The following is a 14440-nucleotide window of genomic DNA, read 5'->3' as shown; positions in this document are numbered from 1 at the left end:
GCGGTGCAGCCGCTTGCTTGACTCAATCTGCGCATCCAGCCAAGCACCAAAGGCGCGGCGTAATCGAGCATCTCGACCCGGCCATTCACCCGCGCACCGCTTCCTTCACGGCTGTCCTGATCTGCGCAGCCAGGTCGTCGACGAGTCGCTGGCACAGCGCGATCCCAGCCGGACCACCTTTCTCGTGCCGACAATCGGACAGTCGCCCCTCGTCGATCGGGATCCGTGTGCCGAATCCGCGTGGGTCGCTGACTTCGACGTACGCTCCGATCTCACCCGACCCGTCGGCACCCAGCTGCATCTCCACGGGAGTGTCCCAGGGGACGTTGGCCGCCTGCATCGCGGCATTGCCGACATTGGAAGCGCTCGTGTTGAACGGGCTGCTGATCTTCAATGCCACTTCGTCCTCGGTCGCTCGGCGATCGTGCCGTGTGGCACAGGTCGACGAAACCAGAACCTCGCGCGGCTCGTCCGACGTTCCAATGTACATCTCGGTGCCACCCGCATCCCCTGTCAGCACACAACCTGCACGAGTGCCGGAACTGTCGCCATCTCGGGGCAATTCGGCGCTTTGACAGCCTTCGCGCTGCGATTCAAAAGCCATAGTCGTTCCTATCGGAACGATCTATCAATATTCTTATGCGATACGCGCTTATGCCGTTGCACCTGGTCAGGCGCGGTTGCCCCGCAGTGGAACGTAGTTGGGCACCATTTCAACGTCGGCGCGATCTTCCGCTCGGCGGCGGCCTTCGGCGTCGACGCCGTGCTCGTCACGCCGCGGTGCGCCGACCCCCTCTATCGGAGGTCGATCCGGGTGTCGATGGGCACGGTGTTCCAGGTCCCGTGGACGCGCATCGACCCCTGGCCGGGTGGGGCTGCGACCCTGCGGGAGCTCGGGTTCCACGTCGCCGCTCTCGCCCTCGACGAGGACTCGGTCTCGATCCAGGAGTTCGCGGCCACCGCCCCGGAGCGCACCGCCGTCGTCTTCGGCACCGAGGGCGACGGACTGGCGAGGGCGACGATCGCCGCGGCCGATTCGAAGGTGATGATCCCGATGAGCGGGGGAGTCGACTCCCTCAACGTCGCCGCCGCCTCGGCGGTCACGTGCTTCGCCCTGCAGGGTCGGTGAGTCAGCGGGCGTGCCTCGCGCTCAGCGACCGGCCTGCTGCCGCAACCAGTTGAGGTCGCGGGCATCGACGATGACGGAGCGCAGTGCCGCGATCTCCCGCCACGCTGCGGCGAGGTCGTCGTCGGTGAGTTCGACGGCGAGCTCACCGGACTGGGGCTCGTCCTCATCGAGGTAGGCAGCCCCGGGGGCCGCGACACCGAGGTTCGGCGACCCGAGCAGGGCGCGACGGCCGACGAAGAAGCAGTGCGTGCGCAGGCGGTCGACATGCTGGATCTGGACTCCGGTGTCGAGGAGGCGCTGGAGACCGTCGACCGAGAGATAACCGCCGGCGACGGCCACGGGATCGATCGTCGTCACCACCGCCCACGTCCGCGGGGAGTCGGCGGCCGCCTCGGCGATGCGCTCACCGAAGCTGTGGGCGAGGTGAGGGCTGACGAGGATGACGTCCTCGTCGGGAGCGGCGAAGGCGCGCTCGAGCCAGGCGGCCGGATCACTGATGACGCGCATCGCTGAGCTCATGCCACCAGGGTACGCGCTCTCCGACTGGTTGGGGAGGTCCCGCGGTGGTCCGCCTCGGCGAGCAGTCCCGATGGCCGACTTCAGCGCTGAGGTGATATGACCTCCGCGTGAACACCTCGGGAACACCGGTCGCCGCCCCCGTCCTCACGGGCGTGCGGGGGCCGCGCGGTCGCGGGACTGTATAGAGTTGTGGGAGCCGTTGCCGGAGACAGAGAGGCGATGGCGGAGAGACCGGCGCTGTGACAGCACAGCCGCCCCGTATGAGGAGATCAGTGGACCGCACGACCCTAGCCCAAGCCCTGGAGACCGGACGCATCACAGGGGAGGTGGCGACTCCGCGGGACAACAACCTCGACCACATGCGGCGCTTCCTCACCGGAGAACGCCAGTTCGACTTCGGGGTGACCCTCACCGAGGACTGGGACTTCGACTCCGTCTTCGCGCTCATGGTCGAGCGTGCGGGTCTGCGCCCGGAGAAGGACTTCACCCACGGGGTCGACACGATCTCGACCGAGCGCTGCATCGACGCCCTCGAACGGCTCGCGGCCGCCATCGGCGACGTCGCCCGGGCCGGAGGACGGATCCTCTTCGCCACCGGCCACCCGGCAGGACTCCTGCCCGTGCACATGGCCATCGCCGAAGCGGCTGAGGAACGCGGGGCTGCCATCGTGCGCCAGTCGTCCTCGGTCCCGCTGCCCGAACTCGGCGGCGACCTGCGCGAGATCGACCGGGTCTGGGTCTGGCAGCTCCACGGCGGCACCCCGCACACGCATCTGGCCGAACCGATGCAGACCCTGCTCGACGACCTCGCGCGCCGGGGCGAGACGCTGCCTGACCTCATCGTCGCCGACCACGGCTGGGCCGGGGCCGCCTCGGCGCGGGGACTGCGCACCGTCGGCTACGCCGACTGCAACGATCCGGCGCTCTTCGTCGCCGAAGCCCAGGGGGCCATCGAGACGGTCGTGCCCCTCGATGATGACGTCGACCCCTACCTCTACGGTCCGCTCATCGAGTTCGTCCTCGAGCGGGCCGGCCTCGAACGGGCAGAACTCGACTGAACTGAACTCGGCTGAGCAGAAGCGTACGGCGCCGGGTGAGTCCGGGCGCGGCCGGGTGGGTCCTGGCGCCGTCCTCAGTTGATCGCTGTCGCCAGGCCCTCGATCACCTCGGCACCCGGCAGGGACGCGAGTGCCGCACCGGAGAGCAGGAGCTTCGACCCGCGGATGCCGGAGCCGATGATGAGCTCATCGGCCTCGGCGACGCGGGAGTCGATGAGGATCCGGTAGGAGTCCGGCAGACCGATCGGGCCGATGCCGCCGTACTCCATGCCGGACTCGCCGACGGCCCGGTCCATCGGCAGGAACGATGCCTTGCGGACGTCGAGGAGCTTCTTCACGCGCTTGTTGACGTCGGCTCGGGTGTCGGCGAGGACGAGGCAGGCGGCGATCCGCTCCTCGCCCGAGCGGGCACCGGCGACGAGGACGCAGTTCGCCGAGGTCTCCGGGCCCAGCCCGGTCGCGGCGAGAAGGGCCGCGGTGTCGGCGATCTCGGGATCGATCGCGAAGACCTCGACGTCACCGGTGACCGTCGGCAGTGCCGCGGCCGTCGGGGCGGCCATGAGCTCGGGTGCCTGCGCGGCGGGGCGAACGTCGAACTGGGCGCTGAGACGGGCCCGGGTGGGGAGGGCAGTGTTCATGCCCACAGTCTAGGAGACCGGTGTCGAATCGCATTGGGGGCCTGCGTCGGTTAGACTGGACTGTCGGTTCGCGTCCGGTTCCTACGGCGCGAAGCGTTTTCAGCAGACGAATTCGGGCACTGGCGGATGGGTCGGACCCATACCAGGCGCCTGAGCGGATTCAGCAAAGGTAAGAATATGAAGAAGGACATCCACCCGGAATACGCGCCGATCGTGTTCAACGACCTCGCGTCCGGCACCAAGTTCCTCACGCGCTCGACCGCGAAGAGCGACAAGACGATCGAGTGGGAAGACGGCAACACCTACCCCGTCATCGACGTCGAGATCTCCAGCGCCTCGCACCCGTTCTACACGGGCAAGCAGCGCATCCTCGACTCCGCGGGCCGCGTCGAGAAGTTCAAGGACCGCTACAAGGGCTTCGGCAAGCGCTGATCCCCCTCGCGGTTCCCACCGCGAATCTGCGAACGCGAAACTGCCCCGCACACCAGTGGTGTGCGGGGCAGTTCTGCATCCCGGGGCGTTCCCGCGGGGACGCCCCGGGCGCGGCGGGCCTCAGGCCGCAGCGGCGTTCAGGCGACGGTCACGGCGACCTCGGCCGACGGCGTCGTGCGGGCGGCCGGGTGGAGGAGCGAGGACACGCCGGTGGCGTTGTCGAGGCTCGCAGCGATCCCGTGGGCGACGGTCTCCTTGGCCTTGACGACGGCGTCGGGAATCGACAGTCCCGTGGCGATGCCGGCGGCGATCGACGAGGCGAACGAGCAGCCGGCGCCGTTGACGAGCTTGTCGTTGACCTTGCGCGAGCGCAGGGTCGTCACGGTCTGGCCGTCGAAGAGGATGTCGATGGCGTCCTCACCGGCCAGGCGCGCTCCGCCCTTGACGACGACGTTCTGAGCTCCCTGCCCGTGGATGATCTGCGCGGCCTCGATCATGCCCTCGACGGAGTCGATGGGGTCGATGCCGGCGAGCACGGCCGCCTCTTCGAGGTTCGGGGTGATGACGGTGGCCAGGGGCACGAGGTTCTCGACGAAGAGGTCGCGGAGGTCGACCATCGACCCGGAGCCCTTGCACACGAGGACGGGGTCGAAGACGTACGGCAGCTGATTGTCCTTGAGGTCCTCGGCGAGGACGAGGGCGGATTCGACGGAGCCGAGCATGCCCGACTTGATCGCGTCGAAGCGGTGGATCGCGAGTGCTGAGGCGAGCTGGCGATTGACGACCTCGGGCTCGATGAAGTCGATCGCGTGGTTGAACGAGTCCTCCGGGTCGAAGGTGACGATGCAGGTGACGACGGCGGTGCCGAAGGCACCGTACTCCTCGAACATCTTCAGGTCGGCTTCGAGTCCGGCCCCGCCGGAGACGTCGGAGCCGGCGATGGTGAGCAACTTGGCGGTCATGGTGGTCCTTTCGGGAAAAACTGTCGACGAGAAGTCTACGCGCCCGCGTAACCGCGCTGACGCCATGCCTCGTAGACGGCGATCGAGGCGGAGTTCGCGAGGTTGAGGGAGCGCCGGCCCGGCAGCATCGGGATCCGCACCCGCAGGTCGACGTGCTCATCGTCGACGACGGCATCGGGCAGACCCGTCGACTCCTGACCGAAGAGGAGGACGTCGCCGTCCGCATAGGCCACCTCGGCGAAGGAGTCGGACGTGTGCGTCGTGAACGCGATGACCCGCCGGTCGCCGAGGACCTCCCACAGGTGGTCGAGATCGGGATGGACCGTGACGTGGGCGAGGTCGTGGTAGTCGAGGCCTGCCCGCCGCAGCTTCGCGTCCGTGAGATCGAAGCCGAGCGGTTCGACGAGGTGGAGGTGGGCCCCGGTGACGGCGGCCAGACGGATCGCATTGCCGGTGTTGCCGGGGATCTCGGGGGTGTGGAAGACGATGTCGATGCTCATATCACTGACATCATCTCACCTCGGTCAGTAATGATCCTCGCCGAGGCGGTCACCGGAGTCCCGGCGCACGAGGAGGTATCCCTGCCGGGTCGACTCGGGGAAGCGGCCGGCGGCGTCGGGTTCGCGTTCGAGCCGGGTGACGGGAGAGAAGCCGTGGGGACGGAGGCGCTCGAGCACGTCGTCGAGGCTGCGGCGGTGGAAGTCGAGGTCGACGTCGAACCCGGCGAGGTCGGAGAAGTGGTCGACGGAGTCGCCGAGTTGGAAGGCGAGCTGGAAGTACCCGCCGGCGCGGAGCACGCGCGCCGCCTCGGCGAAGACCTGATCGAGATCGTCATCGGGGATGTGGATGATCGAATACCACGCGACGAGGCCGGAGAAGCTGCTCGCCGGATACGGCAGGCACGTCATCGATCCGGTCGTGAACTCGAGATCGGAGTAGAGGCTGCGGGCGGAGGCGATCATCTCCGGGGAGAGGTCGAGACCGGTTGCGTCGAGGCCGAGCCCGGTGAGGAACGCCGTGATCCGCCCCGGGCCGCTGCCGAGGTCGAGGGTCTCGGGGTGCCCGGTGGCAAGGACGAGTTCGGCGAAGGCGCCGAGAACGGCGCGATCATGGGGTTTGGCGGTGAGCTCGGCGGAGACCCAGTCCGTGTAGGTCTTGGCGATCGCGTCATAGGAGGTGCGGGTCGCGGTCACGTAGTCGGAGGCGTTCATGCCCTGAGCCTAGACCGTGCCGGGCGCAAACGAAACGCCTCCGCGGGGACAGCGTGCCCCGACGGACCCGTCCTCCGCGGGGATGCTGCGGCCGGGTGCGGATGGGGCAGTCCGTTGCGGATGGGTCCGTCCGATGCGACCGGACGACCGCCTCGGCGCTCTATAGGATGGAGGTCGGACATCCGCCGAGGTGAAGGGACCCGCCGTCACATGCGCACCGAACATCAGGCACTCAAGGTCTCCCTGGCCGCGATCCTCCTCGTGTCCGTGCTCGGGATCGGCTTCGGACTCGTCTCCGGATCATTCGCGATCCTCTTCGACGGCGTGTTCTCCCTCATGGACGCGGTGATGTCGATCGTCTCGCTCACCGTGGCCGGTCTCATCTCACGGTCGGTGACGAACCGACTGTCGCTGCGCACGCAGAACGCGTTTACGATGGGATTCTGGCACTTCGAGCCGATCGTCCTCCTCATCAATTCGGTGCTCATGATGGGTGTGGCCGCCTACGCCCTGTTCCAAGCGGTCTCTGCGCTGCTCAGCGGCGGGCGCCCGGTCGACTTCGGCCCCGCCGTCGTCTACGCCGCAGTCGTCGTCCTCATCACCGCCGTCATGGGCACCCTCGAACACCGGGCGAACCGGCGGATCGGCTCCGAGTTCGTCGCCATGGACGTCAAGGGCTGGATCATGGCCGGCGGCGTTACCGGCGCCCTGCTCATCGCGTTCATCATCGGCATGCTCATCGACGGCACCGAGGCCGCCTGGCTCATGCCCTACGTCGACCCGGCCGTCCTCACCGTCGTCGCCGCCGTCCTCATCCCCGTGCCGCTGTCGACGGCGCGCCGCGCCCTGGCCCAGGTCTCCCTCGTCACCCCGCCCGCGCTGCGGAAGGACGCCGAGGCGGTCGCCCGAGACATCTGCGCGGCCGAGGGCTTCGACGACTTCCGGGTGTATGCGACGGCGCAGGGGCGTGCGCGGACGATCGAGATCGTCTTCTACGTTCCCCGCGGTCTGCCTGCCCGTCCGCTCGAGGACTGGGATCGCATCCGCGACGAGGCCGAGGCGCGCCTCGGCGGCGACGATCCGCACGCGTGGATCACGGTGTCCTTCACGACGAAGGAGGCCCCGGCGCTGCCCGAGTGAGGCAGAGGGCAGTCGCCCGGATCCTGATGCTCAGCGCTCCGGTCCGTATGAACCCGTATATTCCGTATCTGCCGAAGATGCGACACGCCCGAGCGAACGCAGCTGCCGCCTGAATGTTGCCTATTTCGAACACTAGTTCGATAATAGATGTCATGTCCGCTGCACCACTCGTCGAACAGCTCAGCCGGGAGATGGGGATCTCCACGGCAACGTCCCTGTTCGACGGCCATCCGCCTCGGCCCGTGCATCCCGTGCTCGCGCCGATCTTCCGTCGCGGCGGTCTGCCGCGCGGGGAGATCGTCTCCCTGACCGGCGGACAGTCGCTCAGCTGCGCCCTGGCGACGGTCGCGGCGGCCACCCGGGAGCAGAAGTGGTGCGCCGGCATCGGCCTCGGCGAACCGGCGGTGTCCTCGATCGCCGACCTCGGCGTCGACCTCGACCACTTCGTCAATCTCGTCACCCCACCGCAGGACTGGCTGCGGGTGGCCTCGATCCTCATCGAATCCTTCGACATCCTCCTCGTCGATCCCGCCTACCAGCCGAGCGCGGGCGAGCGCGCCCGCCTGCTGGCCAAGGTCCGCGAGAGGAAGATGAGCTTCATCAGTCTCACGCCGCTGCAGGGGAGCACGGAGCAGATCGAGATCACCGACGTCCACTGGTCGGGCACCGACCACGGGCACGGCCGACTGCGCTCGTGCCTCGTCGAAGCCCGCTCGCAGACCGGAGTCCACCGCTTCCTCCTCCCCGGACCCGACGGCACCCCCGCGCCGGCCTCCGCCGGGCAGGATGCCGTGCCGGGTGCCGGGCCGAGTGCCGAACCAGCCGTCGGGCCCGGCCCAGAGCAGAGGCCGGTGATCCGCAGTGTCAGCTGACACGCGCACCCTCGTCCTCACCGTCCCCGACTGGCCGGCGGTGGCCGCTGCCATCGAGCATGACCTCAGTCCCGGCACCCCGGTCGCCGTCCTCCACGCCGGCAAGGTCATCGCCGCCAACGCTCCGGCCCGGACCGCCGGCATCGCGGTGGGCAACAACAAGCGCGCCGCGGGCTTCCGCTGTCCCGAGGCGCAGATCCTCGTGTGGGACGAAGACGTCGACAACCGGCACTTCTCGGCCGGGGTGGGGGCGCTCGAAGACCTCGTCGCCCGGTTCACCCTGCTCGCTCCGGGAACCCTCGCCGTTCCCCTCGACGCTCTGCGGCACGGCTATGCCGACGAAGCCGCCGCCGTCGAGGCCCTCATCTCCGCGCTCGTCGCGACGACCGGCTGGGAGTTCTTCCCCGGCATCGCCGACACCGTCTTCGCCGCCCGGATCGCCGCCGGCAGGGCCACCCGGGTCCCGCCGGGGGAGACCGTGGCGTTCCTCAGCGCCCAGCCGATCACCGCCCTCGAGGTCACCGGAGAGAACTGGACCGAGCTCATCGACGTCTTCGTCCACCTCGGCCTGCGGAGTCTGGGCGCCCTGGCCGCCCTCGACGCGACCGATGTGATGTCCCGGTTCGGCCCTGCCGGTCGGCGCGCCCACGATCTCGCCTCGGGTCGTCCCGACAGGCCCCTGCGCGACCACCTCCGCACGGAGGACCTCCAGGTCGAGAGCGTCCTCGACGTCCCCACCACCCGCAGCGACACCCTCGGCTTCCTCGCCCGGCAGCTCGCCGCCGACCTGTTGACCCGGGTGCGCGCGGGAGGCCTCGTGTGCACGCAGATCACCATCGACCTCCGCGCCGCCGGCGACCGCTCCTCGCGGCGGACATGGCGCATCGAGGACATGACCGAGAACGCCATCGCCGACCGGCTGCGGTGGCAGGCCGAAGGCTGGCTGGCCGGCCTCGGCCGTCCCCGCACCGGAGGCCGGAACCTCGGCAGGGGCCGGAGCATCGGCGCCGTCCCGACCGACGACGGCGATGACCCCGGCCCCGATCCCGAGGACTTCTCCGAGGAGGGGATCACCGCGCTCGGCCTCATCGCCGCGGAGCTGACGACACCGGTGGGCGCGACGAAGAGCCTCTTCGACGAGAACACGGGGCAGATCACCCACACCCTCGAACGCCTGCAGGGCCTCTTCGGCCCCGACGCCGTCCTCGTGCCCCGCCTGCAGGGCGGCTGGGATCCGGCCGAGACGAACCTCTGGACCCCGTGGCAGCAGACCGCCGCCCCCGCCCGGGACCCGCAGGCCCCCTGGCCGGGATCGCTGGGCACCCCGCGGCCGACGACCGTCGACCGGGTCGCCGTCGATGTGCTCGCCGCCGGAGGCCTCCCCGTCGAGGCACGTCCCGCAGGCCTCGGCGCCGCCCCGCAGACGATCCGCTTCCCGACCGGGACCACCGAGGCGATCGTCGACTTCTCCGGCTCGTGGCCGATCGAATCCGGGTGGTGGGATCCGTCCCGGTCGACGTACCGGACACGGCTGCAGGTCGTCACGGAGTCCGGTCAGGCGCTGCTGCTGAGCCGCGAATCCGGCCAGTGGTATCTCACGGGACGGTACCGCTGATGGGATTCTCGAACCCGCGCACCCCGTGGTCGGAACTCGCCCGACGTCTCGAAGGCAAACCGACCGGCGGCACTCGGGCAGGCGGCAAACCGACCGGACGCACGCAGGCAGACGGCACGCCGACCCCTTCCGGCTCGAACCGCACCCCGGTCGACAAGCACGCCGACGGCTCCGACGCCCCGGCCTTCTCCCGCCCGGACCGCTACCCGGTCTCCGTCGGCCCGCGCGGTCCCGACGGCCTCGCCCGCTACCCGGGAGCCCTCGGAGACAGCTCGGGCGTCGGCGGCCCGATCCTCCTGCCTTCGCCGACCCGACCGTGGGCGGAGCTGCACGTCCACTCCCAGTTCAGCTTCCTCGACGGCGCCTCCGACCCCGAGGACCTCGTCACCGCCGGTGCCGCCGCAGGCCTGTCCGCGATGGCCCTGACCGACCACAACGGACTCTACGGAGCCGTCCGCTTCGCCCATGCCGCCGCCGAGGCGGGACTGCCCACGGTCTTCGGTGCCGAGCTCTCCGTCGGGCTGAGCGAGAAGATCCCCGGTCAGACCGATCCCGCGGCCACGCACCTGCTCGTCCTCGCCCGCGGAGTCGCAGGCTACCGCAGCCTCTCGGCGGCAATCACGCAGGCGAACCTCGCCGGGGAGAAGAACCGCCCCGTCTTCGACCTCGAGGAGCTCGCCGCGGCCAGTGCGGACTGGATGATCCTCACCGGCTGCCGCAAGGGCCCCCTGCGTCGGGCGCTGAGCGACCCCGACGGCGGGCTGAGCGCCCTGCGGCGGCTGAGTGCGCTCTTCGGTCCCGACCGCGTCGCGGTCGAACTCAGCCGCGACGGCACCCCTGACGACGACGAGCGGCTGCGTCACCTGACCGACCTGGCCGCCCGGACGGGACTGCCGACCGCGGCCAGCAGCAACGTCCACTTCGCCACGCGGGCGCACTGGCGCTCAGCGCAGGTGCGGGCCTCCGTGCGGTCGCGGCGCTCCCTCGACGACCTCGCCGGGTGGCTGCCGGCGACAGCGGTGGGCCGCATCCACACAGGAGAGGAGATGGCGGCGCAGTTCCCCGCCGCCGCACTCGACGGGGCCGTGCGGATCGGCGAGGAGTGCGCGTTCACCCTGAGCTCGGCCCGCCCCGAACTGCCCAAGGCGCCGATGCCCGATGACCGTGAGGCCGAGGAGTACCTGCGGGAGCTCGTCACCGACTGCGGCCTCGCCCGCTACGGGACGCGGGCGGAGCATCCGCGGGCCTGGGAGCAGCTCGACCGGGAGATGGACATGATCGCCCGGCTCGGGTTCTGCGGGTACTTCCTCATCGTCCACGACATCACGAGCTTCTGCCATCGGGAGGCGATCTTCTGCCAGGGCCGGGGATCGGCGGCGAACTCCGCGGTCTGCTATGTCCTCGACATCACCGCCGTCGACGCGGTCAAGCACAACCTCCTCTTCGACCGCTTCCTCTCCCCGGACCGCAAGGGCTACCCCGACATCGACATCGACATCGAATCGGGCCGGCGGGAAGAGGTCATCCAGTACGTCTACGACCACTTCGGGCGGGAGCGGGCGGCCCAGGTCGCCAACGTCATCACCTACCGGGCGAAGTCGGCGATCCGCGACGCCGCCTTCAGCCTCGGCTTCGCCCCGGGGCAGCAGGACGCGTTCTCGAAGGCGAGCAACCGCTGGTCGACCCTGCCCGAGGCCGCGGACTCCCCGGTGCCGGCCCAGGTCATCGACGTCGCCGGTGACCTGCTCGGCTCACCCCGCCACCTCGGCATCCACTCCGGCGGGATGATCCTCGCCGACCGTCCCATCGGCGAGGTCGTGCCCATCGAACATGCGACGATGGACCATCGCACCGTCGTCCAATGGGACAAGGACGACTGCGCGGCGATGGACCTCGTCAAATTCGACCTCCTCGGCCTCGGGATGCTCACCGCCCTCCACGAGATGGTCGACCTCGTCGAGCGGCACACCGGGGAGCGCATCGACCGCGCCCTCATCGACGATGAGGACCCGCGGGTGTACGAGATGCTCTGCCGGGCCGACGCCGTCGGCGTCTTCCAGGTCGAGTCCCGCGCCCAGCTCGCGACCCTGCCCCGACTGCGACCGCGCGAGTTCTACGACCTCGCCGTCCAGGTCGCGCTCATCCGCCCCGGCCCCATCCAGGGCGGGTCGGTCCACCCCTACATCCGACGGCGGCAGGGACTCGACGCGGTCGAATACCTCCACCCGCTGCTCGAGAAGTCCCTGGCCAAGACGTGCGGGGTCCCGCTGTTCCAGGAGCAGCTCATGCAGATGGCCATCGACGTCGGCGGCTTCTCCGGGGCCGACGCCGACCGGCTGCGGCAGGCGATGGGCTCGCGCCGCTCCCAGCGGAGGATGGCCGAGCTCGCGGAGAAGTTCCGCACCGGGGCCCAGGAGCGCGGCGTCGACGCGGAGACCGCGGAGAAGATCTTCGACACGATCGCGGCGTTCGCGAACTACGGGTTCCCCGAATCGCATGCGATCAGCTTCGCCAACCTCGTCTACCAGTCCGCATGGTTCAAATACCATCACCATGCCGCGTTCACCGCGGGCCTGCTGCGCGCCCAGCCGATGGGCTTCTACTCCCCGCAGTCGCTCATCGCCGACGCCCGCCGGCACGCGGTGCCGATCCTGCCCGTCGACCTCAGCCGCTCCGCGGCCGGCACCGATCTCGAGGCCACGGAGACCGGGGAGCTGGGGATCCGGCTCGGCCTCGACTCGGTCTCCCATGTCGGCTCCTTCGCCGAGGTGATCGTCGCCGAACGCGAACACGCGCCGTTCGCCTCGGTGGCCGACCTCGCCGAACGCACCGGCATCGGGAAGCAGGCCCTCGAAGGACTCGCCACCGCCGGGGCCCTGTCCGGCTTCGACCTCGACCGGCGGCAGGCGCTGTGGCTGGCCGGGGGCGTCGCCGGATCCCACCCGGGCGTGCTGCCGGGCACGGGCGCCGTCTCCCACGCCCCGGCCCTGCCGACGATGGACGCCTTCGAGACGACCCTGGCCGAGCTCTTCTCCACCGGGATCACCGTCGACGGCTATCCCACGGAGATCCTCCGGCAGTCGCTGCGCGAACGCGGTTACGCCTCGACGGCCGATGCCGCCGCCGCTCCCGACGGCAAGCGGATGACCGTCGCCGCGCTCGTCACCCACCGGCAGCGCCCGGCGACCGCCTCGGGGATCACCTTCATCAACCTCGAGGACGAGTTCGGAATGCTCAACGTCGTCGCCACCGCCGGGCTGATGAAGCGGTTCCGGGCGGTCGCGACCTCCCGCAACGCCCTCGTCGTCACCGGGCTCATCCAGCGCGGCGGGGACGTCGTGAGCCTCTATGCCCACAAGCTCGTCCCGCTCGAGGTCCAGCTGCCGACGAAGGCCCGCAACTTCCGGTGACGGGGCCGCCTCGGTGAGGTCGGCCACATGACGACAGATGACGGTCGGTGACAGCTCCATGACGAGAACGCGCAGAGCAGGAGCGGTCACAGGTGAGAGTGGAGGCACCCGCTCACTCAGAGGAGATGCCATGGCCCAGTCATTCGAAACCCGCCAGATCCATGCCGGACAGGTCCCCGACCCCGCGACGGGCTCCCGTGCGCTGCCGATCCACCAGACGACCTCCTACGTCTTCGCCGACAACGACCAGGCGAAGAACCGGTTCGCCCTCGCCGAACTCGGCCCGATCTACACCCGCATCACCAACCCGACGACCGAGGTCGTCGAGAACCGGATCGCCGACCTCGAAGGCGGCGTCCATGCCGTGCTCACCGCCTCGGGCCAGTCCGCCGAGTTCCTCGCGATCGCGAACATCGCCGAGGCCGGTGACCACATCGTCGCCAGCTCGAGCCTCTACGGCGGCACGTACAACCTCCTCGACGTCACCCTGCGCAAGCTCGGCATCTCCACGACCTTCGTCGACGTCGACGACCTCGACGCCTGGCGCGACGCCGTCGAGGACAACACGAAGCTCTTCTTCGCCGAGGTGGTCTCCAACCCCCGCTCCGACGTCCTCGACATCACCGCGGTCGCCGACATCGCCCACGCCGCCGGGGTGCCGCTCGTCGTCGACAACACGCTCGCCACCCCCTACCTCGTGCGCCCCATCGAACACGGCGCCGACGTCGTCATCCACTCCGCGACGAAGTACCTCGGCGGTCACGGCACCTCGATCGCCGGCGTCGTCGTCGACGGCGGCACCTTCGACTACGGCGCCCACCCCGAGCGCTTCCCCGGCTTCAACACTCCCGACGAGTCGTACAACGGTCTCGTCTACGCCCGCGACCTCGGTGCGGACTCCGCGTTCGGGGCGAACGTGTCCTACGGCCTCAAACTCCGCGTCCAGCTGCTGCGCGACCTCGGTCCCGCCGTCAGCCCGTTCAACGCGTTCCTCATCGCCCAGGGACTCGAGACGCTGAGTCTGCGCATCGAACGCCACGTCGCGAATGCCGAGCGGGTCGCCGCCTACCTCGAAGGCCACGACCAGGTCACGCGCGTCGCCTACGCGGGTCTCGAATCCAGCCCGTGGCATGCACGGGCGCAGACGTACCTGCCCTACGGCGTCGGCTCGGTCCTCGCCTTCGACATCGCCGGCGGCTACGACGCGGCCGTGGCCTTCGTCGACGCGCTCGAACTCCACTCACTCGTCGCGAACATCGGCGATGTCCGCTCGCTCGTCATCCACCCGGCCTCGACGACGCATTCCCAGCTCGACGACGCCGCGCAGGCCGCCTCCGGGGTCAACCCCGCACTCGTGCGCCTCTCGGTGGGCCTCGAGGGCATCGACGACATCCTCGCCGACCTCGATGCGGGCTTCGCCGCCGCAGCGGCGACGGCCGAGACCGCCGCCTGAG

At 69.8% G+C, this 14440-nt stretch carries 13 protein-coding genes and 1 pseudogene; 8 read left to right on the top strand and 6 right to left on the bottom strand.

Annotated features, from left to right (window positions below; all coding sequences use genetic code 11):
* Nucleotides 1–85: 85 nt before the first annotated feature.
* Nucleotides 86–604 carry a hypothetical protein gene (locus FJ887_RS07765; RefSeq protein WP_250786200.1) on the bottom strand — a complete coding sequence of 173 codons (519 nt, stop codon included), beginning with the start codon at nt 602–604 and terminating at the stop codon, nt 86–88.
* A 105-nt stretch (nt 605–709) separates the two neighbouring features.
* Between FJ887_RS07765 and FJ887_RS07760 the strand changes: the two are divergent.
* Nucleotides 710–1129, top strand: a pseudogene (locus FJ887_RS07760) (TrmH family RNA methyltransferase); the annotation flags it as partial.
* 21 nt (nt 1130–1150) lie between these two features.
* Here FJ887_RS07760 and FJ887_RS07755 read toward each other — a convergent pair.
* Nucleotides 1151–1648 (bottom strand): hypothetical protein, encoded by a 498-nt coding sequence (locus FJ887_RS07755; protein ID WP_140954975.1) that lies wholly within the window; start codon nt 1646–1648, stop codon nt 1151–1153.
* Nucleotides 1649–1920: 272 nt separating this feature from the next.
* Here FJ887_RS07755 and FJ887_RS07750 point away from each other — a divergent pair, with 272 nt between their 5' ends.
* Nucleotides 1921–2706 (top strand): phosphatase, encoded by a 786-nt coding sequence (locus FJ887_RS07750; RefSeq protein ID WP_250786199.1) that lies wholly within the window; start codon nt 1921–1923, stop codon nt 2704–2706.
* 74 nt (nt 2707–2780) lie between these two features.
* Here the strand turns inward: FJ887_RS07750 and FJ887_RS07745 are convergent, their stop codons facing one another.
* Nucleotides 2781–3344, bottom strand: a complete 564-nt coding sequence (locus tag FJ887_RS07745) for a YbaK/EbsC family protein (protein ID WP_140954977.1) — start codon at nt 3342–3344, stop codon at nt 2781–2783.
* A gap of 177 nt (nt 3345–3521) precedes the next feature.
* On the opposite strand from FJ887_RS07745, the gene FJ887_RS07740 reads away from it, so the two are divergent.
* Complete coding sequence (locus FJ887_RS07740; protein WP_009375892.1) at nt 3522–3776, top strand: type B 50S ribosomal protein L31; 255 nt, start codon at nt 3522–3524, stop codon at nt 3774–3776.
* 137 nt (nt 3777–3913) lie between these two features.
* Here FJ887_RS07740 and FJ887_RS07735 read toward each other — a convergent pair whose 3' ends face one another.
* From FJ887_RS07735 to FJ887_RS07725, 3 genes are read right to left on the bottom strand one after another with little or no spacing between them, the layout of a single operon-like run.
* Nucleotides 3914–4738 carry a PfkB family carbohydrate kinase gene (locus tag FJ887_RS07735; protein WP_137824045.1) on the bottom strand — a complete coding sequence of 275 codons (825 nt, stop codon included), beginning with the start codon at nt 4736–4738 and terminating at the stop codon, nt 3914–3916.
* A 35-nt stretch (nt 4739–4773) separates the two neighbouring features.
* Nucleotides 4774–5238 carry a tRNA (cytidine(34)-2'-O)-methyltransferase gene (locus tag FJ887_RS07730; protein ID WP_140954978.1) on the bottom strand — a complete coding sequence of 155 codons (465 nt, stop codon included), beginning with the start codon at nt 5236–5238 and terminating at the stop codon, nt 4774–4776.
* Nucleotides 5239–5262: 24 nt separating this feature from the next.
* Complete coding sequence (locus tag FJ887_RS07725; protein WP_140954979.1) at nt 5263–5949, bottom strand: class I SAM-dependent methyltransferase; 687 nt, start codon at nt 5947–5949, stop codon at nt 5263–5265.
* Nucleotides 5950–6159: 210 nt separating this feature from the next.
* Between FJ887_RS07725 and FJ887_RS07720 the strand changes: the two genes are divergently transcribed.
* From FJ887_RS07720 to FJ887_RS07700, 5 genes are all read left to right on the top strand, one after another.
* Nucleotides 6160–7089: a cation diffusion facilitator family transporter gene (locus tag FJ887_RS07720; RefSeq protein WP_140954980.1), complete on the top strand. Its 930-nt coding sequence runs from the start codon at nt 6160–6162 to the stop codon at nt 7087–7089.
* A 152-nt stretch (nt 7090–7241) separates the two neighbouring features.
* The gene (gene imuA' / locus FJ887_RS07715) at nt 7242–7961 is read left to right on the top strand and encodes a DnaE2-dependent mutagenesis accessory factor ImuA' (RefSeq protein ID WP_249356344.1); all 720 of its coding nucleotides are present in this window, start codon (nt 7242–7244) and stop codon (nt 7959–7961) included.
* Complete coding sequence (locus FJ887_RS07710; RefSeq protein ID WP_140954981.1) at nt 7951–9576, top strand: DNA polymerase Y family protein; 1626 nt, start codon at nt 7951–7953, stop codon at nt 9574–9576. The genes imuA' and FJ887_RS07710 overlap by 11 nt, the downstream gene beginning before the upstream one ends.
* The gene (locus FJ887_RS07705; protein WP_140954982.1) at nt 9576–12986 is read left to right on the top strand and encodes an error-prone DNA polymerase; all 3411 of its coding nucleotides are present in this window, start codon (nt 9576–9578) and stop codon (nt 12984–12986) included. Before FJ887_RS07710 ends, FJ887_RS07705 begins: the two co-directional genes overlap by 1 nt.
* Nucleotides 12987–13116: 130 nt before the next feature.
* Nucleotides 13117–14439 (top strand): bifunctional o-acetylhomoserine/o-acetylserine sulfhydrylase, encoded by a 1323-nt coding sequence (locus FJ887_RS07700; RefSeq protein ID WP_140954983.1) that lies wholly within the window; start codon nt 13117–13119, stop codon nt 14437–14439.
* The last annotated feature ends 1 nt before the right edge of the window (nt 14440 follow it).

It is taken from the genome of Brevibacterium sp. XM4083 (assembly GCF_006489205.2).
Lineage (GTDB): Bacteria > Actinomycetota > Actinomycetes > Actinomycetales > Brevibacteriaceae > Brevibacterium.
The sequence above is the reverse complement of the archived record's forward strand: the minus strand, read 5'-3'. Positions and strand labels throughout refer to the sequence as shown.